At 72.2% G+C, this 21,512-nt stretch carries 17 protein-coding genes and 1 tRNA gene; 6 read left to right on the forward strand and 12 right to left on the reverse strand.

Going from position 1 to position 21,512, the window contains the following annotated elements:
* Positions 1–215 precede the first annotated feature (215 nt).
* Entirely contained in the window at positions 216–881 is a 666-nt protein-coding gene (locus ACFY2Q_RS18520; protein ID WP_387131683.1) for a DUF3159 domain-containing protein, read from the reverse strand.
* Positions 882–1,042: 161 nt separating this feature from the next.
* Between ACFY2Q_RS18520 and ACFY2Q_RS18525 the strand changes: the two genes are divergently transcribed.
* Complete coding sequence (locus ACFY2Q_RS18525) at positions 1,043–1,930, forward strand: phosphatase PAP2 family protein (protein ID WP_387131643.1); 888 nt, start codon at positions 1,043–1,045, stop codon at positions 1,928–1,930.
* A 47-nt stretch (positions 1,931–1,977) separates the two neighbouring features.
* Here the strand turns inward: ACFY2Q_RS18525 and ACFY2Q_RS18530 are convergent, their stop codons facing one another.
* Entirely contained in the window at positions 1,978–2,841 is an 864-nt protein-coding gene (locus ACFY2Q_RS18530; protein ID WP_387131645.1) for a DUF1028 domain-containing protein, read from the reverse strand.
* A gap of 172 nt (positions 2,842–3,013) precedes the next feature.
* Here ACFY2Q_RS18530 and ACFY2Q_RS18535 point away from each other — a divergent pair, with 172 nt between their 5' ends.
* On the forward strand, positions 3,014–3,997 hold the full coding sequence (locus ACFY2Q_RS18535) for an LLM class F420-dependent oxidoreductase (protein ID WP_387131684.1): 984 nt from the start codon (positions 3,014–3,016) through the stop codon (positions 3,995–3,997).
* Positions 3,994–4,785 (forward strand): SDR family oxidoreductase, encoded by a 792-nt coding sequence (locus ACFY2Q_RS18540; protein ID WP_387131646.1) that lies wholly within the window; start codon positions 3,994–3,996, stop codon positions 4,783–4,785. Before ACFY2Q_RS18535 ends, ACFY2Q_RS18540 begins: the two co-directional genes overlap by 4 nt.
* Before the next feature lie 70 nt (positions 4,786–4,855).
* Here ACFY2Q_RS18540 and ACFY2Q_RS18545 read toward each other — a convergent pair whose 3' ends face one another.
* The 8 genes from ACFY2Q_RS18545 to ACFY2Q_RS18580 form a co-directional block, all read right to left on the reverse strand.
* Positions 4,856–5,629 carry a MerR family transcriptional regulator gene (locus tag ACFY2Q_RS18545; protein ID WP_387131647.1) on the reverse strand — a complete coding sequence of 258 codons (774 nt, stop codon included), beginning with the start codon at positions 5,627–5,629 and terminating at the stop codon, positions 4,856–4,858.
* A gap of 45 nt (positions 5,630–5,674) precedes the next feature.
* Positions 5,675–6,436, reverse strand: a complete 762-nt coding sequence (locus tag ACFY2Q_RS18550; RefSeq protein ID WP_387131648.1) for an ABC transporter permease — start codon at positions 6,434–6,436, stop codon at positions 5,675–5,677.
* Positions 6,433–7,230 (reverse strand): ABC transporter ATP-binding protein, encoded by a 798-nt coding sequence (locus ACFY2Q_RS18555; protein WP_387131650.1) that lies wholly within the window; start codon positions 7,228–7,230, stop codon positions 6,433–6,435. Before ACFY2Q_RS18555 ends, ACFY2Q_RS18550 begins: the two co-directional genes overlap by 4 nt.
* Before the next feature lie 164 nt (positions 7,231–7,394).
* Positions 7,395–9,791 carry a DUF3488 and transglutaminase-like domain-containing protein gene (locus tag ACFY2Q_RS18560; protein WP_387131651.1) on the reverse strand — a complete coding sequence of 799 codons (2,397 nt, stop codon included), beginning with the start codon at positions 9,789–9,791 and terminating at the stop codon, positions 7,395–7,397.
* Positions 9,785–11,026, reverse strand: a complete 1,242-nt coding sequence (locus ACFY2Q_RS18565) for a DUF58 domain-containing protein (RefSeq protein WP_387131652.1) — start codon at positions 11,024–11,026, stop codon at positions 9,785–9,787. The genes ACFY2Q_RS18560 and ACFY2Q_RS18565 overlap by 7 nt, the downstream gene beginning before the upstream one ends.
* A gap of 14 nt (positions 11,027–11,040) precedes the next feature.
* The gene (locus ACFY2Q_RS18570) at positions 11,041–12,036 is read right to left on the reverse strand and encodes an AAA family ATPase (protein ID WP_387131654.1); all 996 of its coding nucleotides are present in this window, start codon (positions 12,034–12,036) and stop codon (positions 11,041–11,043) included.
* A gap of 28 nt (positions 12,037–12,064) precedes the next feature.
* Positions 12,065–14,713, reverse strand: a complete 2,649-nt coding sequence (locus ACFY2Q_RS18575) for a fibronectin type III domain-containing protein (RefSeq protein ID WP_387131655.1) — start codon at positions 14,711–14,713, stop codon at positions 12,065–12,067.
* A gap of 158 nt (positions 14,714–14,871) precedes the next feature.
* Positions 14,872–15,843: a hypothetical protein gene (locus ACFY2Q_RS18580; RefSeq protein ID WP_387131658.1), complete on the reverse strand. Its 972-nt coding sequence runs from the start codon at positions 15,841–15,843 to the stop codon at positions 14,872–14,874.
* A gap of 1 nt (position 15,844) precedes the next feature.
* Between ACFY2Q_RS18580 and ACFY2Q_RS18585 the strand changes: the two genes are divergently transcribed.
* The 3 genes from ACFY2Q_RS18585 to ACFY2Q_RS18595 all read left to right on the forward strand — a co-directional run bounded on the left by ACFY2Q_RS18585 (position 15,845) and on the right by ACFY2Q_RS18595 (position 17,947).
* The gene (locus ACFY2Q_RS18585) at positions 15,845–15,994 is read left to right on the forward strand and encodes a hypothetical protein (RefSeq protein WP_387131659.1); all 150 of its coding nucleotides are present in this window, start codon (positions 15,845–15,847) and stop codon (positions 15,992–15,994) included.
* Positions 15,995–17,376: 1,382 nt separating this feature from the next.
* On the forward strand, positions 17,377–17,559 hold the full coding sequence (locus ACFY2Q_RS18590) for a hypothetical protein (RefSeq protein WP_387131662.1): 183 nt from the start codon (positions 17,377–17,379) through the stop codon (positions 17,557–17,559).
* A 304-nt stretch (positions 17,560–17,863) separates the two neighbouring features.
* Positions 17,864–17,947 (forward strand) — tRNA-Leu (locus ACFY2Q_RS18595).
* Here ACFY2Q_RS18595 and ACFY2Q_RS18600 read toward each other — a convergent pair.
* Together ACFY2Q_RS18600 and ACFY2Q_RS18605 are read right to left on the reverse strand one after the other, a co-directional pair.
* Positions 17,929–19,611 carry a recombinase family protein gene (locus ACFY2Q_RS18600; protein ID WP_387131663.1) on the reverse strand — a complete coding sequence of 561 codons (1,683 nt, stop codon included), beginning with the start codon at positions 19,609–19,611 and terminating at the stop codon, positions 17,929–17,931. The genes ACFY2Q_RS18595 and ACFY2Q_RS18600 overlap by 19 nt on opposite strands.
* An 827-nt stretch (positions 19,612–20,438) precedes the next feature.
* On the reverse strand, positions 20,439–21,257 hold the full coding sequence (locus tag ACFY2Q_RS18605; protein WP_387131665.1) for an aminoglycoside phosphotransferase: 819 nt from the start codon (positions 21,255–21,257) through the stop codon (positions 20,439–20,441).
* Positions 21,258–21,512 lie beyond the last annotated feature (255 nt).

A 21,512-nucleotide genomic window follows, 5' to 3' on the forward strand; every position in this document is an offset into this window, starting at 1 on the left:
CAGGCCGGGGTGGGTCGGTCATCCGGCCGACGCAGCGGATCGGCCGGCCCACCCCACCGCCCGGAGTGGAGGTTGCCGCGAAAAAGCCCAGAAATTCGGTCCGTCGTGGGATCACACCCACGGCTACGACGGAGTAACGTACCTGACCGGAGAGGCCGCTCCCCCCGTGGCGGCCTCTCCACTTTTCTGCCCGCGAGTGCTGCTGCCGCCGGGTTTCAGCCCCGCCCCGACCCACCGCGCGGAGCCTCCTGGCCCTCGGTGACCGGGTGCCGCAGCCCCGGGTGCCCCGCCGGCAACGACCGGCGCAGCACCACCCAGCTCACCGCAAGCGCCGCCGCCACCAGCGGCCAGGTCAACGCGACACGGGCCACCACGAGCGCGAGCACCTGCCCGCCCAGGTACAGCGGCACGAACACCGCCACCCGCAGCACGTAGGTCGCCGTCCACACCCAACTGGCCCGGCCGTACCCGCGCAGCAGCGCCGGGTCCCGCCGCCACCGAGCACGCTGGCCCAGCGCCCCGCCGACCACCACCCCGAGCAGCGGCCAGCGCACCACGATGCTTACCGCCCACGCCAGCGCGCTCGCCGCGTTCGACAGCAACTGGATCAGAAAGAAGTTCTCGGCCCGGCCGGTACGGACCGCGACAAGCGCCGCGACGCACACCGCGAGCAGCCCGATCAGCACCGAACGCGGCCGGTCACCCCGCCGCAGCCGTACGCCCGCCACCACCGCGCCGACGGCCAGCGCCGCGCCGACCCCGGCCCACAGCGACTCGCCGCCGATCAGCCAGCCCACCGCGAACGCCACCGGCGGCAGGGTCGCGTCGACGGCTCCGCGCCGCCCGCCCAGCAGATCCGCCAACGACTCGACCGGCGCCAGACCACCGGGATCGGTTGCCTGCCGCCGGTCGGAGTCGGGCCTGACCTGGCCGGACTCCCGCTCCGGTGTGCCGTCCACGGCAACCTCCTCATCCCCGTCCCAACCTAACCGCAGACAGGCGGTGGGCCACCAGCCGACCGGTCCGCTCCGGCCGCTACGGTGTGCGGATGCGCGCGACGGCACGGGGTTGGACCGCGGTCTGGTTGGTCGTACTGGCCCTCGTCCAGGCGGCCGCCTTTCTCGCCGTCTGGCGGGTGGCAGTACACACCGGGATCGGTCAGTGGGTCGACACGGTCGCGTTGACCGGCAACCAGATCGGTCAGGATCGCATCGACGGGCCGGTGGACAACCTGCTCAACGCGATGTCTGTGGTGTCCCTGCTGGCCGCCACCGCGGTGATCGGCTTCATCGCGCTCATCCGGGGGCGGATCGCCCTGGCCGTCACCGCCACCCTGCTCATCGCGGGCGCGAACGTCTCCACCCAACTACTCAAGTACGGGTTGAATCGGCCGGACTACGGCCTCGACCCGGAGCGCGCCGGGGTGGGCAACAGCCTCCCCAGCGGGCACACCGCGGTGGCCGCGTCGGTGGCGGTCGCGCTGATGCTCGTCCTGCCCCGCAAGGTACGGGCGGCCGGCGCGTTCATCGGCGCCGGGTACGCCGCCGCCGCCGGTGTGGCCACCCTCTCCGCCGGCTGGCACCGGCCCAGCGACGCGATCGCCGCATACCTGGTGGTGGGCGTGTGGACGGCGCTTGCCGGGCTGGTCCTGCTGATCACCCAGCGCGAACAGGCCCAGGTCGCGCCCGGCGACGCGCACCGCGTCGCCGCCGTCGTGCTCGGCGTGGCAGGCGTGCTGGCCCTGATCGCCTCCGGGCTGGCCCTGACCTGGCTGATCGACCTACGCGACACCGGCCCGGACGAGCTGGGCCGTCGGCCGCTCTTCATCGCGTACGCGGGCAGCGCCGCGGGCATCGCCGGCACGATGGCGGTGGTCATGGCGTTGGCGCTCACCGCCGTGCACCGGCTGGTGCCGAGGGTGCAGGGCTGAGCGGACAGGGCGATCGCATCCCGGCGCGGCTGCCCGCCCCGGGCGGGTCAGCTCGCGCGGCGCGGCGCGGGCACGTGCGGGGCGACGGTACGCAGGTGCGTCAACACCACCGGGTCGATGCGCCCCGGCACCAGCCGCTCCTCCAGGTTTTCCAGCTCGGCCCAGGAGAACAACGCTTCCTGCGGCCCCTCGGCGGCGACCCGGTGGCCCAGCGCGGTGAGCAACGCCGCCACCTCCTCGGCGACCGCGCCGCTCAGATCGAGCAGGGTCGCCGGGTCGGGCCGGCTGAACAGCAGGGTGTGCACGCCGAGCAGCCGGCCCAGCTCGGCGATCGGCTCCGGGTGGTCGTCCACCCGCAGGTCGACAAGCACGTCGCTGGTGCCGCCGTACCCCCCGCCGCGCTCGACCACCAGCAGGCCGGCGCTCTGCCGACCGCGCCGGTCACCACCGGCCTCGTCGCCGGCGCGTAGCGCGGCGACCAACCGCTCGGCGAACGGCAACGTCGACCCGGCGAGCCACGCGTCGGCCAGCGCGTCGACGACCTCCGGGCCGGTGAGGATGTTGCCCTGCGCGGCCCAGCCGTCGCCGGTGCGCCCGCCGGCCCACGGATGGCAGGCCGGGCCGGTCCAGCTCGCGCCCGGACCGCTGGCCCCCACCACACCGAGCTGGCGGTGCGCCCGGTCGCCGTCGGCGGCGACCAGACCGGCCACCACGTCGGCGGCGGCCACCCCGGTGCGCAGCAGGGCCAGTCCCTGTGGGCGGTAGGCGAGGTTGACGTGTGCCTGCGTGGCAAGCGCGCCGACCTCGGCCTCGGCGGCCGGCACGAGTGCCCCGGCGGCGAGGAACTTACTGGCCACGACCACACCGTGCAGGCGACCGTCGGCGGAGCGGGCGACAAGGGAGAAGGTCACCGGCCGAGATTAGCCTGCCCAGCGGACCACACATCGCCCTGCGCGGATGGCCCGGTGACGGTGTCCGGGGCGACCGCCGCAGGAGGCGGAACCGGCGATTCTGCCCAGGACGGGGATCTTGCTCGCGGGCCCCGTCAACGGGCACGATCGACCGGTGACGAATCGATGGGGCATGACGGTGCCGTTGAGTGGGATCCCGCTGGCGGACCACAGCGGGGTCTACGCGACGCTCGACCGCGCGGGGTTCACCGACGTCTGGTCCTCCGAGGTCGCCGGGGCCGACGCGTTCACCCCGCTCGCGCTCGCGGCGGCCTGGCAGCCGCGGCTGCGGCTGGGCACCGCGATCACCCCGGTCTTCACCCGAGGTCCCGGACTGCTCGCCATGAGCGCCTCGGCGCTGGCCGAGGCCGCGCCGGGCCGGTTCTCGCTCGGCATCGGCGCGTCCTCGCCGGTGCTCGTGCGGGACTGGAACGCGGTGCGGTTCGACGAGCCGTTCCGGCGTACCCGGGACGTCCTGCGTTTCCTGCGCGCCGCGCTGCGGGGCGAGACGGTGGACGAGGTCTACGACACATTCACCGTGCGGCGGTTCGCCCTCGAACGGCCGCCAGCAGTGCCGCCGCCGATCCTGCTCGCCGCGCTGCGCCCGGGGATGCTCCGGCTGGCCGCCGCGGAGGCCGACGGAGTCATCCTCAACTGGCTCAGCGCCGACGACGTGCCACGGGCCCTCGCCGAGCTGGGCGAGCGCCGTTCCGGGTTCGAGGTCGCCGCCCGGATCTTCGTCTGCCCCACCGAGGACGCCGCGTACGCGCGCACGCTCGGCCGCCGGCTGATCACCAGCTACCTCACCGTCCCCGCGTACGCCGAGTTCCACCGCTGGCTCGGCCGCGACGAGGTGCTGGCGCCGATGTGGGACGCGTGGGCCGCCGGTGACCGTCGCGGGGCCAGCGCGGCGGTGCCCGAAGAGGTGGTCGACGCGCTTGTGGTGCACGGCTCACCCGAACGGTGCCGCGCCCAGGTGCAGTCCTACGCCGACGCCGGGGTGGAGGTGCCGATCATCGCGCTGCTGCCGACCCCTGAGGTGACCGCCGGCGGTGCCGCCGCCCTGACCACCCTCATCGCCCAGTTGGGCACCGAGCCCTCGGGAGCGTCCGCGTGAACCTCACCGACCGGATCGTGGTGGTCACCGGTGGCGCCGGCGGCATCGGAGCGGCCCTGTCCCGCCGGTTCGCCGCCGAGGGCGCCGCCGCCGTGATCATCGCCGACCTCAATGCCGAGGCGGCCCAGGCGGTGGCGGACGGCATCGGCCCGGTCGCGCACGCCACAGCCCTCGACGTCACCGACGAGGCCCAGGTCCGCGCGCTCGTCGACGACACCGAGCGCCGCTTCGGCCGGATCGACCTGTTCTGCGCCAACGCGGGAGTGACAACCGGTGGGGGAGTGGAGGTCGACGACGCCTCCTGGGACCGGGCGTGGCGGGTGAACGTCCTCGCCCACGTCTACTCGACCCGGGCGGTGCTGCCCGGGATGCTCGCCCGCGGCGGCGGGCACCTGCTGCATACCTGCTCGGCGGCCGGCGTGCTGACAGCGGTCGGCGACGCCGCGTACACCGCGACGAAGCACGCCTCGGTGGGGTTCGCCGAATGGCTGGCCATCACCTACCGGGACCGGGGTATCCGGGTCAGCGCGCTCTGCCCGCAGGGCGTGGACACCCCGATGCTCGCCGACGGGATCCGCGACGGCCACCTCGGTGCCCGGGTGATCGAGGCGTCCGGAGCGGTGCTCACCCCGGACCAGGTCGCCGACGCGGCAATCGCCGGGCTGGCCGAGGAGCGGTTCCTGATCCTGCCGCACCCGGAGGTCGCCGACTACGCGCGCCGCCGCGCCGAGGACCCGGACGGTTGGCAGGCCGGCCTGCGCAAGCTCGTCCGCCGCCTGACTGCCTGACCGCCTGACCCGGCTCGGCCTGGTCCGGTTGAGCGGGAACCAGGCCGAGCGTGGCCGGCACCGCGTCGCTTCAGTGGGGCGGCTCGGCCAGCCGCTCCGTCCGGGTCCAACCGGACCAGCCACGCTCACGCATCAGGTCCCGCAGTCGCTCCGCCCGCGGGTCGGTCTCGACGGCGAGGGCGTCCAGAAGGTCGGGCAGATCGCCCTGCACCGCGTCGTCGAGGACGTCGCCGGAACTGTAGGCCTGCTCGGCGAGGGCGGCCATGATGTCTGCGGCCTCCTCCAGCAGCGTGTCCTCGCGCACGTCGCTGTCGAAGATCTCCGACAGGACCCGATAGAGCCGGACGACCTGCGGGTCGTCGAGCTGCGCGAGCTTCGACGGCATCCACTCGGTGATGCGATCGGGCCAGCGGGCCGCGACCAGGATCCACCCGTCCCGTTCGGCCTCCACCATCCGCTTCGACGCCCCGATGTCCCGGAGCCGACCGAGGTAGGAGACCACCTGCGGCGACAGCGCCAGACTGTCCCCGGCGGTGAGCTGCGCGATCTGCTTACGGCTGGTCTCAAGTCGCTCGATCTCGTCGAGCAGGCGATTGTCGATCCGCTGGACCGCTTCGGCGAAGGTCGCCGCGTCGGCCTCCAGCATCTGACCGATCTGGGACAGCGGCACGCCGGCGTTGGCGAGGGTACGGATCTTGATGAGGGACACGACCGCCTTCGCCCCGTACCGCCGATAACCCGACGCGTCCCGCTCCGGCTCCGGCAGGAGCCCGACCTGGTGATAGTGCCGCACCGCCCGCACCGTGACGCCCGCGTACGCGGCCAGTTGACCGATCGTCAGCATGCTCTGATCCTGCCCTCAGCTCCTCGCGACCCGATGCGCATCACATCAGGAGATCTTGCGGCGGTACGAAACGGTGGCGAACACGTACGCGACGACGAGGATGCCGACACACCAGGCGAGGGCGGTCCAGATGTCGGCACCGACCGGTTGCTCGGTGAACAGGTCGCGGATCGCGTTGACGATCGAGGTCACCGGCTGGTGCTCGGCGAAGGCGCGTACCGGGCCGGGCATGGTGCCGGTGGGCACGAAGGCCGAGCTGACGAACGGCAGGAAGATGAGCGGGTACGAGAACGCGCTCGCGCCGTCGACCGACTTCGCGCTGAGGCCCGGGATCACGGCGATCCAGGTCAGCGCCAGGGTGAACAGGATGAGGATGCCGCCGACGGCGAGCCAGGCCAGCACTCCGGCGCCCGAGCGGAAACCCATGGCCAGCGCGACGAGGACGACAACGACGAGCGAGATCACATTGGCGACCAGTGAGGTCAGGACGTGCGCCCACAGCACGGCCGGTCGGGCGATCGGCATGGACTGGAAGCGCTCGAAGATCCCGCCCTGCATGTCCAGGAAGAGCCGGAACGCTGTGTACGAGATGCCCGACGCGATCGTGATCAGCAGGATGCCGGGCAGCAGGTAGTTCACGTACGAGTCGGTGCCGGTGTCGATCGCGCCGCCGAAGACGTACACGAACAGGAGCATGAAGGCGATCGGCATGACAGCAGTGGTGATGATGGTGTCGGGGCTGCGGCCGATGTGCCGCAGCGAACGACCCAGCAGGACGGCGGTGTCGCCGAGGAAGTGCTTGTTCATCGCTGTTCCTTGTCTGCTCTGGCGCCAACGAGGGTGAGGAAGACGTCCTCCAGGGTCGGCTGCTTCTCGACGTACTCCACCTCGGCGGGCGGGAGGAGCCGCTTCAGCTCGTCGAGGGTGCCGTCGACGATGATCCGGCCCTCGTGGAGGATCGCGATCTGGTCAGCGAGCTGCTCGGCCTCGTCGAGGTACTGCGTGGTGAGCAGCACCGTCGTGCCGCCCTCGGCGAGTTCCTTGACGGCCTGCCACACCTCGATGCGCGCCTGGGGGTCCAGGCCGGTCGTCGGCTCGTCGAGGAAGATGACTGGCGGATTCCCGATGAGGCTCATCGCGATATCCAGGCGGCGGCGCATGCCACCGGAGTACGTCGCCACCCGCCGCGCGCCCGCCTCGCTAAGCGAGAAGCGCCTCAGCAGGTCGTCCGCGATGGCGCCCGGGTTTTTGAGGTGCCGCAGTCGGGCTATCAGGACAAGGTTCTCCCGCCCGCTGAGGATTTCGTCGACCGCTGCGAACTGGCCGGTGAGACTTACCGACTCGCGCACCTCGGCGGCCCGCGTGGCGACATCGAAGCCGTTGACCACTGCGGTCCCGGCGTCGGCCTTCAGCAGGGTCGAAAGGATCTTCACCACCGTGGTCTTGCCGGCGCCGTTCGAGCCGAGCAGGGCGAAGATGCTTCCCCGCGCCACGGCGAGGTCCACGCCGCGCAGCACGCGCAGCTCCTTGTACGACTTCTCCAGCCCCTGTACGTGGATCACGGGCTTCTGGCCCTGGCTGGTTGTTGGGGGGATGCTCATGGCAGCCAGCATGGAGGGTTGACGCAGCGTCAAGGTCAAGCCGATCACGGTGAAATATCGGTGCCGGATTCGCGCCGCCGACCGGGCCGGCTCAGCGCCGGGCCGGCTCAGCACCGGGCCGGCTCAGCGCCGGGCCGGGTCAGCGGCGGCGCAGCGGGGTCGGGTCAGCGACGGCGCAGCGGGCCGGGGTGGATGGACCAGAGCAGCCGTCGCCACCAGGGGCGGGCGGTGCGCAGCCCGTCCACGTACGTAATGGCCACCGTGCCGGCACGGTCGGCCTCGGCGGCGGTGGCGGCGTCGGGCGCGAAGGCCACCTGGTTGAGCAGGGCGGCCAGGTCGTCGACACCGGGAACACTCCCGTCGGACCGTTCGGCGCGGGCGTCGAGCAGCGCCTGCCGAGCCTGGTTCGCCACCTCGGTCGCCGCCAGGTCGTCGCCGACCGGGCGGCCGGCCAGCCGCAACGCGTCGGTGACCTCCCGCCAGGCGCCGGCGATGCGCTCGCTGGGGTCGCCTCGGCTGAGTCGGGCGCGGGTCAACGAGCGGCGCATCGCCAACAGGGCGAGCAGCAGCGCGCCGACCACAAGCAGCAGGCCACCGCTGCCGCCGGCCACCAGCACCGAGGTGGGCAGGCCACGCCCGTCCGGCCCGGGGGCGGCGGCCACCTGTTCCGCCGACGCGGTCGGCTCCACTGTGGGGGCCGGCGCCTCCGACGGAGGCGGATCCTCAGGAGTCGGGCGGAAGTCTTCCTCCACGGGCCTCGGCTCGTTGTCCGGGCGGGGCAGCGGGTCGAACGCCACCCAGCCCAGCCCGTCGAACAGCACCTCCGGCCAGGCGTACGCGTCACCCGCCCGCACCGGCCCCTGCCCGCTGGACTCGAAGCCCACCACCACCCGGGTCGGCAGCCCGGAGAGCCGCCCGAGCACCGCGAACGCCGCCGCGAACTGCTCCGACGTGCCCTCCTGCCCGCCACCGTTGCGCGGCCCGAAGAGGAAGAAACCCAGATTCGGGTACGCGTGCCCGCTCGGCGCGTCCGCCGCCACCCGGTAGTGCTCGGCCAGGAACTGCTCGATCGCTGTGGCCCGCGCGTACGGGGCGCCGTTCTCCTCGGCGAGCTGCGTGGCCAGCCGCCGCAGTGGGTCGGGTGCCCCGTCGGCGACCCGCAGCACCCGGGCCACCTCCTGACCGGCTGGCACGTTCGCCGTCGCCAACAGATTGACGTCCGGGCGCTCCCGGGCCGACGTCACCGTGTACCGCAGCCCTGGTGTCAGCCCTTCCGGCCGGATCAGCGTCCCGGTCTCCGGGTCGTACGCCACCCGCGCGCCACTGACCTCCCGAGGTGTCGCCACGGCGGGCAGCAGCCCGCCGCTCAACTCGGCGACGGTGATCTGCTGTCGCACGGTCTCCACGGTGCTGTCCCGGGCCGGTGCCGTGGCCGGCAGAATCCGACCGGCGTTGCGGTACGTCGCGCCGACCCGCCATGTCACCCCGTCGTAGTCGCTGAGCACCGCCAACCGGATCCGGAGGCTGCCGCCGGTGTCGCTCGCCGGGTCCTCGGCCCCGTCGCCCGGCGCGGTGCCGCCCGCGCTCGGCGACGGCCCGCCGTCGCGCACCGTGCTCACGTCGAGGAGCTTCTGCTCCGGGTGCAGCGCCCAGCCGGAAATCCGGATCAGCGGGTTCTCGTCGAGCGTCTCCACCTGAGGAGGCTCCACGTACCGGCGCGGATCCACCGGCCGGCCGTCGACCTGGCCCGCGATCATCGGGCCGAGCAGCGCGGTCAACCCGATCACCACGGCCACGCCGAGGGCCGCCGTCGCGGTCAGCCGGAGCCGCACCGCGGCGCGTACCCCGGGGGCGAGGCCGGCGACCGGATCGCCGCCGGCCGGCGGCGTGCCCGTCGGCGCCGCCAGGCCGACCGCCGCGACCGCGACGAACGCCAGCGTCGCGCCGATCGCCGGTTCGGCGTTCGGGCCGACCACGTAGAGGGCCGCGCCGTAGAGCCCCGCCGCCGGCAGGTAGCCGAGCAGCACCCGACCGGTGCGCAGCGCCACCTCCGCGCCGGCCAGGCCGGCCAACCAGGCCGCTACCACGGGCACCAGCACCGTGTCCGGCGTGGGCTCCACCGGAATCATCGCGGTGAGCAGCCGGGGAATGCCGTTGCGCGCCGCGTCCGCGCTGACCTCCAACAGGCCGCCGGGCAGGTCAGCGTGGGCTGCGGCCAGCCGCAGCGACCACAGCGTCCAGCCGGCCATCGCGGCCACCGACACCGGCGCGACAAGCCAGGACGGCAGCCGCCTCGCGGCCACGCTCACCAGCACCGACCCGGCCGCCGCACCGATCACCAGCCGGGTCAGCAGGTCACCCGCGTACACCCGGCCGAGCACCACCCCGGCGAGCGCGGTCAGCACGATCAGCGCCAGCGGCACGACGGCCGCCCGCAGCGCCCGCCCGGCCCGGCCGGCGCCCGGACGCGCCGAGCCGCCGAGCGGCGGGTCCGGCTCCGGGTCCGCCGCGCCGACAGTGCCCGCACCGCCGTGCCGCTGCGCGCCGACGTCCGTCACCACCGGCGCACCCCGTCCCACTCGGCGGCGAACTGCGCGCCGTCCGCCGCGTCGACCACCACCAGGCCCGTCGCGCCGGTAGCCGTCGGCTCGGTCGCGCCGAACACCCCGACCACCACCGACGGGTACGCGCCGCGCAGCGCCCCGACGTGCCCCAACTCGTCCCGGCCCGCCGGCCCGGTCAGGAAGATCAACGTGTCGCCGAGCCGGTCCTGGCGCAGCCGGGTGGTGGTCGCCCGCAGCGCATCGTCGTCGGTGGACAGTTCGGCGGCGGCCAGCCGATCCAGGGGCCCGAGCGGCGGCCCGGCGGCCCCGGCCACCGCGTCGCCGCGCTCCGGCCCGACCGTCGCCGCGCCGACCGTCGCCGCGCCGACCGTCGCCGCGCCGACCGTCGCCGGGCCGACTGTTTCCGGGCCGACCAGGAGCAGCAGCACGGGCAGGTCCGCGCGGTGCGCGGCGGTCACGACCGACGCCGCCGCCTCGCACGCCGACTCGAACGACTCCGCCACCCCGCCCACCCGATCCGGGTGCGCGACGGCACGGTTGTCAAGGAGTACGACAAGGCGGGGCAGGCTGGTGTCCACGTTCTCGCGGACCATCAGTTCACCGACCCGGGCGCTGGTACGCCAGTGCACCCGCCGCAACTCGTCACCGACCACGTACTCCCGCAGCGAGTTGAAGGTGATCGACCCGTGCGGCACCCCGTCCACCCGGCCGTCGAGGCTGCGCCCCGACCCGGTGGGCACCGCCGTCAACGGGTGGATCCGGGGGTGCACCCAGACAGGCGTCGTCCCGCCGTACGGGCGGGCCAGCGCCACCAGCCCCAAGGGGTCGCGTCGGGTCACCCGCAGCGGCCCCACCGGCACCACCCCACGCCTGTGGGTCGGCACGTCGTAGCGGACCTCGGTGTCCCGGCCGGGTCGCAGCCGCAGCACCGGCACCGGCACCGTGCGGTCGCCGCACCGGTCCTCGGCCAGCAGGTTCGCCGAGCGCAGCCGCCCGGCGTTGCGGACGGTCAACGTCATGCTCGCCGGCTCGCCGCGCCCCACCCGGTCCGGGTCGGCGCGGCGCGTCACCAGCAGGCGGGGCCGCCACGCCGCGGTCAGCGCCGCGTAGCCCACGGCCGCGCCGGCCGCCGCGCCCAACACCGTCAACTCGGGGTACGCGAACCGAAAGCCCACGCCCAGCAGGACGACGGCGGCGACGAGCAGCCCGACCCCCCGGGCGGTGATTCCCATGGCGGTGCTGCCGGTCAGCCCTGCACCGGGGCGGGCTGCCCCGACGGCAGCGGTACCGGCACCGAGGCCATGGCCTGGCGCAGCACCTCCGCGGCGGTCATCCCGCGCACCTGGGCGTCCGGAGTGAGCAGCAGGCGGTGCGCGAACACCGCTTCGGCGAGCGTCTTCAGGTCCTCCGGCATGATCCAACCCCGACCGTCGATAAGCGCGTACGCGCACGCCGCGCGGGTCAACGCGATCACGCCCCGAGGGCTGACCCCGACCCGTACCTGCGGGTGGGTGCGGGTGGCGGCGGCCAGCCGGACCGCGTACGCGTAGAGCGGCTCGGCGATGTGCACCCGCCGCGCCATCCGGACCATCTCCCCGACGGTGGCGGTGTCGGTGACCGGGGCGAGCGCCTCGGGGGAGCGTACGGTCGCGCCGCGCAGCACCTCCACCTCGACCGCCTCGTCGGGGTAGCCGATGGAGAGCTTCACCAGGAACCGGTCCAGTTGCGCCTCCGGCAGCCGGTAGGTGCCGTCCATCTCCACCGGGTTCTGCGTGGCGACCACCAGGAACGGCGACGGCACCGGATGCCGCACCCCGTCCACGGTGACGGTGCGTTCCTCCATCACCTCCAGCAGCGCCGACTGGGTCTTCGGCGACGCGCGGTTGATCTCGTCGGCGATGACGATGTTGGCGAAGACCGGCCCCGGGTGGAACTCGAAGTCCCTGCTCGCCTGGTTGAAGATCGTCACACCGGACACGTCCGAGGGGAGCAGGTCGGGGGTGAACTGGATCCGCCGCCACTCACCCTTCACTGTGGCCGCGATGGCCCGCGCCAGGGTCGTCTTACCGACCCCCGGCACGTCCTCCAACAGCACGTGGCCCTGGGCGAACAGCGCGGTCAACGCCAGCCGGACCACCTGCGGCTTGCCGAGCACCACCGCGTTGACGTTCTCGGCCAGCCGGGCGGCCAGGGCGGCGAAACCCTGCACCTCCGGCTGGGTGAGCGGCTCGTGGGTGTTCACGGTCGGCGGTGCTCCTTGCCTGACAGGTCTAGCAGGTGGGCAGGACGTTGATGTTGTCGCCGCCCTCCAGGTTGAGCCAGGCCCAGGGAATGTAGTTCTTCCCGTCGAATTCGACCTGCACCCACCAGGTGCTCTGCTTCTGGTTGTTGTAGATCCACGAGTCGACGTTCTCGCCCGACTTCTTGCAGTACGCCTGGAGCCGGCGGCCCGGCTTCGCCCAGCCCACCTGCTGGCTGTTGTCCTGCCGGGTGACCTTGAAGATCTCGTTGCCGTTGCGGCCGTCGACCTCTCTGTCGCAGTAGGTCCGCTGGTCACCGTCCGGCCCGTTGTTGCACGTCGCGATCCCGTACAGCGCGTCGGTCGACTGAGCCTTCCGCGCGGTGCCGTTGCCGGCGGCGTTGGTGGCCGTGACCGTGAACGTGTACGCCGTGCCCGGCGTCAGCCCCGACACCGTGATGCTGGAGCACGCGCCCGCCTTCGCCGGCTCACCCGGCGTACTCACCGAGCAGGTGGCCCTCCCGCCGCCCGCGTCCACTGTGAACGTCACAGTCGCCGACGTGGCGGTCGCCGACGAGCCGGTCACCGTCACCCGTGGCGCGGCCACCGTGCGGGCCGTGGCGGTCGCCTCCGGGCCGGGTCCCGCCTCGTTTACCGCCTTCACCTTCACCGCGACGTTCTGACCGTCGCCCAGCCCGGTGACGGTCGTGCGGGTGTCGGTCACCTCGCTGGCCTTGCCGCCGACGTCCACAAGGTATTTCGTCACCGGACGGCCGTTCGCCTCGGCCGGCGACCACTGCACCGTCACCGCGCCCGGCTGGTCGGCGACCGTGGCGGCCCGCAGGTCCAGCGGCCGTCCCGGCGCCGCGAACGGCACCACAGTGTTGCTCACCGGGGACGCCGCCGAACCAGCACCCTTGTCGTTGACCGCCACGACCGTGAACGCGTACTGCGTGCCGAACTCCAACTCCCCGGCGGGCACCACCAACTCGGTCTTTGTCGACTCACCGGCCGGCGCGTTCGTTCCTGCCGAACTGGCCGCCACCGTGTACTTGGCGATCTTGTTCCCCTGCCCGTTTGCGGCCGGCCACTTCACCAGCACCGTGCCGTCCGGCCGCTCCTGCGCCGTGACGCTCGCCGGCGGGTCGGGCACCGCGGCGGTCGGGGTCACCGGGTTGCTGTTGCGCGCCGGTCCGTCGCCCTTGGCGTTGACGGCGTGCACCGCGAACCGGTACGTCTCGCCGTTGGTCAGGCCCTTGACCTCCACCGCACGCTGGTTGGCGCCCACCTGGAGGCGCTGACCGGCGCCCTCCACCACGTACCTGATGATCTCGGCGCCGTTCGCGGCGGCCGGCCGCCAGCTCACCCGGGCCTGAGCGTTGCCGGCGGCGGCGGTGACACTGCGCGGCGCACCTGGCTTGCCCACCTGGGGCTTCTTCGGCGGAGGCGGCGGCGGGGGAGCCGGCGGCGGGTCGCCGCCCAGCACGTCGTTGGCGTACTTGTCGACCTCGCGCACCTGGTGCTTGTCGTCCACCACCCGGGCGGTCGCCGAGTCGGGCGAGTTGATGAAGAGGTGGTTCTCGCGCACCTCAAGCTCCATCGGCCCTGGCGTCTTGCCCTTCACGGTGTCGACAAGTTGACCGCCCGCGTCGAACGAGTAGATGGTGCCGGTGGCCTCGTCGGCGCAGTAGAACCGGTCCGCCCAGGCCACCGCCGGGCTGAGCCGATCACCGCCGCCCGGCACCGTGAACGCCTGCTCCTCGCCGGCGTCACCCACCACCAGCACCCGCCGTTCGGCGGGCACCGTCACCGGCACGCGGGGGCCCGAGGTGCGGGCCGGCAGCGACGCCAGGCCGGGCAGAGTCAACGGCGTCCGGCGCACCTCGCCGCGCTGCACCCGCACCAACCTTCCGGCCGTACGGTCGAGCACCGCCACCCCGTCGTCCAGGGTGGAGACCACCAGCTCGTGGCTGGCCTCGGCCACGTCGTACGTCTCGACCCGCTCCGGGCGGAGGCCGCCGTTCTCCGGCGCGGCCGAGGCCGGCACGGACGGCAGCTTCGCGGCGGTGATCGCCGAGACGGTGCCCTCGCTGGGCACCGCGATCCAGAGCCGACCCGCACCGTCGAACGTGCCGCCGGTGATGCCCGGGGGGTAGCGCACGGGCTCGCCGACCGGGCTCAACGACCGTGGGTCGAGCTGACGCACGATCCCCTGCACGGCGTCGACGACGAACGCCGCGTCCTCGTGCAGGGCGACGCTCACGCCCAGGCCAGGTGTGGTCGGGGTGGTCGCGGTGAGTTGCAGGGTGGCCAGGTCCAGTGAACTGACCTGCCCGGTCTGCAGGTCACGCAGGATCAGCAGACGATCGGTCTGGGTGACCTGCATCGGATGCCGGCGGGCACCGGGAAGCTCGGTGCGCGTGTCCACCCGGGCGGTCACCCCGTTGACCCTTGCCAACTCGCTGCGCGCCGCGCTCCACAGCCAGGAACTCGCGTCGTAGTTGGCCACCGCGTTGTCCGCCGCACCCAGCCCGAGGACGGTCAACCCCATGGCGGCCAGCAGCGCGGTCACCGTGCCCGCCGTCACCAGCCCACCGCGCAGCCGGGACCGGGAACGGGGGGCGTCAGCCCGCTCGGCGTCGTCGATGCTGGCCACAGCCGGCTGCCTCTCCTGAGTCATGGCAGGTGGCGTGCGCCTTACGGCGACCCCTCCCCTGAGCCGTGTGCCATCATATGGCCCGGTCGCTGGCGGGGGAACCCGCACCGTCACCCCTGTGGATACCGAGCGTGTGCGTTGTGGACGCCCAGCTCAGCCCGACAGCCGCCGGCCGGCGTGGCTCAGGACGGCGGGGAGGACCGCTCTCGCTCGGTGCAGACCTGACCGGAGGTGGCGAAGCTGTCTGTGGAGTAGACCGCAAGCACCGTGAAGCAGTAGTCCACCCGCGAGTTGAGACCGCTCACCGTGTAGCTGGTCCGACCCGGGTCCACCGTGGCCAGCACCCCCAACGCCTGCCCGGCCCGACCGCCGGCGATCATGAACGGCACCGCGCCCCCCGACGGGTCCGTCCAGCTCAGCGTGATCGTGGCCGAATCGTCCCGCAGCGCCAGGTCACCCGGCGCGGGCCCGGCCGCCGTCGGCGCGGTCGCCGTCGTCGGCGCTGCCGCTGTCGCGGACCCGGACGGCGGCGGGTCGTCGCGGTTCAGCAGCACCGCACCCAGGCCGACAACGGCCACCACGGCCACCACGGCCGCGACCGCCGCGCCGATCAGCATCCCCCGGCCACGGCCCGACGAACCACCCTCGGGGTACGCCGACGGATAGCCGTCCTGCGGATGGCCCTGGCCTGGGTACTGGTACTGGTACTGCTGGCCCGGGTAGGGGCGCTGCCCCGGCACGGTGTGGGGCTCCGGTGCGGTGTAGGGCTCCAGTGCGGTGTGGGGCTCCGGGGCCGTCGAGTGCGGCTGGGAGGCGTACCCCCGGTGGTGTGGGTGTTGCTCCGGGGACGGTCGGGGTGCCGGCACGGTCGGTGGCGGGTAGGTCGCGGCCGGCCCGGATGGCGCCCACGGGCGCGGCGCGGTCGCCGCCGGGCTCGCGTACCCGTCGGAGATCGGGGTGGTCGGCGTCCGGCCGGCATCGGACGGCGGTGCCCAGGCCTGCGTTGTCGGCTCACCCGGAGCCGGGGTCGGCGGAGCGACTGTCGGTCGGCCCGTACCGGCATCGGGCCCGACCTGGTCAACGGTCGACGGGCGGACGGCCGGGAACACCTCGGTCTGCGCCGACGCGACGACCGGCGTAATCGCACCGCCCACGATGGTCTCGTTCGTCTCCACGGAGGGCCGGCCGGTCGGCTCGCTGCTGGCCAGGGGCAGCGGTTGTGGCGGTGCGCTGCTACTCCACGGCGGAACGGTCAACCCCCACGGCGGCGCGCTCACCGGCGGCGCGGACACGGGGTTGCTGTAACCAGGTGGCGCGGATACGGGGTGGGTGTGGGCTGGTGGCGCGGACACGGGGTGGGGCGGCGTTGGTGGTGCGGATACGGGGTGGGCCGGTGCTGGTGGTCCCGATACGGGATAGGGGTGGGCTGGTGGTCCGGATACGGGGTAGGGCGGCGCCTGTGGTCCGGACCTCGGGTGGGTGTGGCCGGGCAGTCCGGAGACCGGTTGGGAGTCCCTGGGAGGTGCCGAGACGGGGCGTGGGGAGGCGGGCGCCGCGCTGACCGCGGAATGGGCGGTTGGCCCGGTCGCCGCGCCGGTCGGCCCCGAATCGGTGCTCGTTGTCGCCACCCCGAACGGCCCCAAGATGTCTGCGCTGCCTGAGCCACTCGAGCCGGCCGAGACTCGGGCGGCCTCCTCGGCCAGCAGCGGTTCGATCTGCCGTACCTGGATCGTGGGGTTGTCCCATCCAGGGGCAACCGGCCGCGCGGGCGGTGTGGTGGCCGACGTCTCGGCGGCGCGCGTCGCCGGAGGCGGGTCGGCCGCGGGATGGGTCGGCCGGTCCCCGGTCCGCTGCCGCGGCGGCACGGCCGTGGGCTGCTGTCGGGCCTGCTGCGTTTGCTGGCCATCCGCCTGCGGCCTGGGCGGTCCTGACGGTTGCGGCGCGGCGCGCTGGTGTGGCGGCACCGGATGCCCGGGGGCCGCGAGCGGATGCCCGGGGGCCGCGAGGGGAGGCGTGGCTGCCTTGGGCGGAACCTGGCGTGCGGGCGGCCCTGAGGGCGGTGAAGCCGACACGACGGGGGCCGGCCGGCTCGCCGGCTGGGGCGGTGCCGTTGGAGGAGTGGGCGGCGGCACCGGCAGCGCGCCGCCAACGGGCGGGGCCGGCGCGGCGGGAACGCGTACCGCCGGAGGGTTTGGTGGGGGCGCGGCCGGCGTCGATGGCGATGCGGTCGGCGGGGGTTCTGGTGGGGAAGCGGCGGGCCCCGACAGCGATGCGGTCGGTGGAGGGTTTGGCGGGGGCGCCGCTGGCGATGCGGTCGGCGGAGGGCCACTCGCAGCCGGGCGCATCGCGGCCAGGGTCGCCAGAGACAGCGTGGGGCCGAACAGCGCCGAGCGAGAGCCGGAATCGGTCACCGCGCTGGTGGGGGCCGGGCTTGGGCTCGGGGTCGGGGTCGGGGTCGGGGTCTGGGCTGGACCGGGCGTCGGGGGCGCGCCGTGCGGCCGGGTCGGGCCAGGGCTGGCCTCGCCCAGGTAGGCGCGGGCGGCGCGCACCGCCGGATGGTCCTCCCCGAGCACAGCCGGCCCGGCGGTGGCGACGCGGGTGTAGTTGCGACGGGCCTCGTGCCTGTTGCCCAACTCCTCGGCGACTTCGGCCAATTCCAACGCGAGCGCGAGCATCGTCGGCTCAGCGTGACCCCAGCGCCGCTCGCCCGCCGCGAACGCCTCCTCCAGCACCCGCCGGGCTGCGAGCGGGTCGACCGCCTCGCGATGCAGCCGGGCCAGCAGGTGCGCCGTGTGCAGCATCTCGGGGTGGTCCTCGCCGTACGGCGGGCGGGCGGACCCGACGGCCTCCGCGAGCAGCTGCCGAGCTGAACTGAGATCACCCGCAGTGCGCAGGGCGAGAGCCCGACGTTGGACGGCAGCCAAGGGAGAGGGATGGGACACGTGGCAATGCTGCCGTCACAGAGCCTCCGACGCTACCCGGACGCGCCTGCGAAACGGCTTTGTTGACCGCTTCTGTGCCGACCTGAGCAGCGGCGGGAGCGCGCTGGGGCAGACGCCGGGACGCGATGTGCATGATCCACGAGTGCCGTGTACAGTAACTCCCCGTGCGGCCCGCCGTGCCGACCTCCGATGGAAAGATCATTCGGGGTGGCAAGGTAGGCTGAACGAGCAAGTCCGGGTGGCGGAATGGCAGACGCGCTAGCTTGAGGTGCTAGTGCCCGTATAGGGCGTGGGGGTTCAAGTCCCCCCTCGGACACAAACCATTGCCCCACGGTGCGCGCTGAGATCCACTGCAGCGCGCACCGTTTGCGTTTCAGGCCGGTAGGTGAGCCGGAGTCCGAGTTGCCGGTAGACCTCGGCCTTATCGGCCGGGTCGGCGTCGCGGAGCACGGCGGTGATGTCGCCGAGCGCGTTCACCAGGGTCGTGATTTCTGCTCGGCTCATCCTGCGCGGGGCGGTGCCCACACTCGCGTGGAGATCCGCTTCAGCCCGCGCACGTTCGGCCTGGGTCTGCGCGATCCAGCCGGTGACCACCGCTGGGTCGGCTCCAGCGTCGAGGGCGGCCCGGTAGCGCTCCAACTTGGCGTCGCACTCGGTGATAATCGTCTGTGCTGCTGGGGCGGTTGCGGGCGGATGATCCAAGGGCTGAGCGTCGGCCATCGCGGTGATCGTGTGTTCGATGCGGTGGGGTGCGAAGGCGGAGGCCAGCCAGGTGTCGATCGGGTCGGTGAGGGCATCCTCGCGCAGGTACACGTTGCTGGGATGCTCAACCTGGTTGGCGAGGGCGTATTCCTGCGGGAAGCGGCAGCGGTAGTAGGCGTCGCCGTGGTTGTACTGGCCCTGCATGCGTCGGTCGCAGGCGGCGCAGTAGATCATGCCCCGGAAGACGTACGGGTTGCGGGTGCGCTGCCGGACGTGCTGTCCGCCGGTTCCTCGTCCGCGTCGTTGCAGTATCGCCTGGGCCTGCTCGAAGGTCGCGTCGTCGATGAGTGGCTCATGGGTGATGTCCTTGGAGACCACCCATTTGTCGCGGGCGTTCCAGCGCATGACGCCGGTGTGACCCATTGCCACGTCGTCGACGTCGAGCAGTACTTCGTCGGTGCGTTGCTTGTTCCACACCTGCCGCCCTGTGTAGCGGGGGTTGGTGAGGATGACGCGGACGGCGCTCTTGGACCAGGCGATGCCGCTACGGTGCCGGTTGCGGGCCCGGTCGTGTGCCGATGGGCAAGGCACGTGGTTGGCGGTAAGTCCCTCGGCGATGGCGAAGAGGCCGATACCGGCGAGGAACTCGGCGAAGATCTGCCGGACGATTGGAGCGGTCTGTTCGTCCGGAGTAAGGCCCTTGAGGTGTTTGCCGTCGGCGGCCTTGGCGGGGTTGGGGTGGGGTCCAAGATCGCGGAGTGTGTAGCCGTAAGGTGGGCGCCCACCCAGGTAGCGGCCCTCAAGGAGGGTCTGGGCGGCCATGGCGGTGCGAACGCGCAGTTTGATCCGGTTGCGCTCACCCTTGCTCATGCCCCCGAAGACGGACATGACGAGTTCGTGTGCCTCGTTGTCGGGGTCGATGGGGCCGCCAATCTCGGGGACCCAGAGTTCGACGCCGTAGTGGACGAACAGCGGCGCTGTGAGGCCGAACTGGTTGCCGTAGAAGGCGCGGTGCGGTTCGCCGACGACGACGGCGGAGAACCCTCGCCCGGGGTTACGCAGAGCCGCGAGAAGGAGATTGGCTTGGGTTCGGCGCTGCCACGGGAGGGAACGGCTCTGGCCGATATCGAAGTATTCCGCGACAATTCGGCCGTTGTGTGGCTGGATGAGTGTGCTCGCCCGAGTCAGTTGCCAGCTCCGGGACGAATCGGGGTCCTGGTTGTCCTCGGTCGAGACGCGGCCGTAAAAGGCGAAGGTTTTCGGTTGAGGGGTGGTCATCCGTTCTCCTCGATCGAGTTGTCTGTGCGGCGGTCGTTGACCCGTCTGAGCAGCTTCAGCAGAGCGGCAGCGGCACCAGGGTGCAGCTCCGGTGGCCTCTGGGGAGCTTCCACCTTGATGAACGCGGTCGTCGCTCGCCCGTTCGCGTCGTTGACCGTCCATGAACCGTCGCCTTCACTGGGTCGGTCAAGTCATATCTCCGTCCCAGGGTCGGACTCCTTGCGTTGCTGATTTTGGTGGTCGGACGGCAGAGTCATGCGCCTCCGTCCGGTGGCTGACCCGGCGGCGACATCCGTCGGTGGCAGGGCATCGTGTTAGAGGCGCGCGCTGTGTTGGATGGGTGGGTTGTCATGGAGAGGTCCTCCGAAGTTGATTCGTGTGCCGGTTGCTCCGGCGGGCATGAAGAAGCGGCCGACGCCGTCAGGCATCGGCCGCTTGTTGAGCAGGGGTAGGCGTTACATCTATGCGTCGGTCATGTCCCTCAGGGGCCTTGAGACCGGCTAGCGCTGCTGGGGGGCGCGGCTTGGTTGTGGGTATCGCGTGGACTCGGACGTTCTTGGAGACCACTCTGTTCACACCGAAGAGGTCGCTGGTTCGATACCAGCATCGCCCACTCTCAGTTTGCGCAGGTCAGTGGCCCGTTGCCGAAGTAGTCGGTAACGGGCTTCGCGGTATTCGCGGCTTACATTGGGAGCAGATTGGGAGCAGCGCGGCTGGGTCTTGTTTGGGATGGCCATGGGCCCGCCCGGCTGAGTGACCTGATTAACGGTCCCGAGCTGGCCTGCTGGCTGGTTGAGGAGCTAGTCCTACCGCCACCGGCGCCCACGTCACGAGAGGATGCCCCCGCGCTGTAGCTCACGGGCTGACTGGTGGCTGACAATCCGGTGATCCTCCCACTCGCCGGTCCGCATTGCGAGGTCGGATACACGGCGCTCGATGTTCTGCCGGGACTTGGCCGCCCACTTCGTTGCGTTCTTTGACGCGAAGTCGTCCAAGACCTGTCGGTCAGTCGCGGTCGATGCGGGAAGCTGGGTGAGCCACTCTTCTGCCTGTTCGGCGCTGTGGCCGCTACCGATCAGCCATGGGACGAGCAACGCGAGTTCGACCCATGCGGCGGCCGTGGTTGCCCACGCCCAGTCCACGATGCGTAGGCCGAGTGGTGTCACGATCAGGTTCGCTGGGTTGAGGTCTGAATGGATAAGTGTCTCGCCGTCCATCGCCGGGTGCGCGAACCCGAGCCGGGCTGCCGGGGTGAACCACGTCTCGCTGGGCGCAGGCGTCTCTTGAAGTGCTGTCAGTGCGGCTAGGAGCAGATTGAGATCCTTGCTGCCGGGTGACAGGTCGGGGTGGGGACCGGCAACATGCTCGGTCCCCACCACCAGCCAGCCATCGGATTCGAGATGCCACAGGATTGCGGGCGGGTGTCGGCCGATGGCTCGGGTTACCGCCAGTTCGTAGCGCAGCGACCGAACGCTCAACTCGCCGGAGGCCGCCTTGACGAAGACCTGTCCGGCCGGTCCAGTCACCGTCGAGGCGACCTCAGCGTGGTCGCCACTGGAAGCGTGGGCGACGTTAAAGGTTCCGCCGACCCGTTCGGCGATCCCTGCCGTGACACTCTCCGGCAGAGCGGTCCAATCGCTACGCATCGCACCTCTTCTCTGCTACGTGCCCGGTTGAGGTGGGTTCGGCGGATAACAGGACTGGGCCTCGCCACCCCAGAATTCCATGTCAACCCGGTGGTTAGGTTCGCGCAGCGCCGCATGTGTGTAGGTGATGGCGGTGCCGCCCTGCATGGCCTCGGTCAGGCCCTGTCTGTCAGGGTGAGTTGAGGCCAGCGGCTCATAGCAAGTCCGCCGGGCAGGGCGAGTTCAGGATCGAGAAGCGTTGAATACTGCTGTTGA

Origin of the sequence: Micromonospora sp. NPDC000316, assembly GCF_042898885.1 — a bacterium.
Lineage (GTDB): Bacteria > Actinomycetota > Actinomycetes > Mycobacteriales > Micromonosporaceae > Micromonospora.

Coding starts and splice junctions, on each gene's coding strand:
- ACFY2Q_RS18555 (WP_387131650.1), bottom strand. CDS start 7,230: ATGAGCATCCCCCCAACAACCAGCCAGGGCCAGAAGCCCGTGATCCAC.
- ACFY2Q_RS18605 (WP_387131665.1), bottom strand. CDS start 21,257: ATGCGTAGCGATTGGACCGCTCTGCCGGAGAGTGTCACGGCAGGGATC.
- ACFY2Q_RS18545 (WP_387131647.1), bottom strand. CDS start 5,629: ATGCTGACGATCGGTCAACTGGCCGCGTACGCGGGCGTCACGGTGCGG.
- ACFY2Q_RS18565 (WP_387131652.1), bottom strand. CDS start 11,026: ATGGGAATCACCGCCCGGGGGGTCGGGCTGCTCGTCGCCGCCGTCGTC.
- ACFY2Q_RS18585 (WP_387131659.1), top strand. CDS start 15,845: ATGGTCTCGTTCGTCTCCACGGAGGGCCGGCCGGTCGGCTCGCTGCTG.
- ACFY2Q_RS18575 (WP_387131655.1), bottom strand. CDS start 14,713: ATGACTCAGGAGAGGCAGCCGGCTGTGGCCAGCATCGACGACGCCGAG.
- ACFY2Q_RS18535 (WP_387131684.1), top strand. CDS start 3,014: ATGACGGTGCCGTTGAGTGGGATCCCGCTGGCGGACCACAGCGGGGTC.
- ACFY2Q_RS18550 (WP_387131648.1), bottom strand. CDS start 6,436: ATGAACAAGCACTTCCTCGGCGACACCGCCGTCCTGCTGGGTCGTTCG.
- ACFY2Q_RS18600 (WP_387131663.1), bottom strand. CDS start 19,611: ATGACCACCCCTCAACCGAAAACCTTCGCCTTTTACGGCCGCGTCTCG.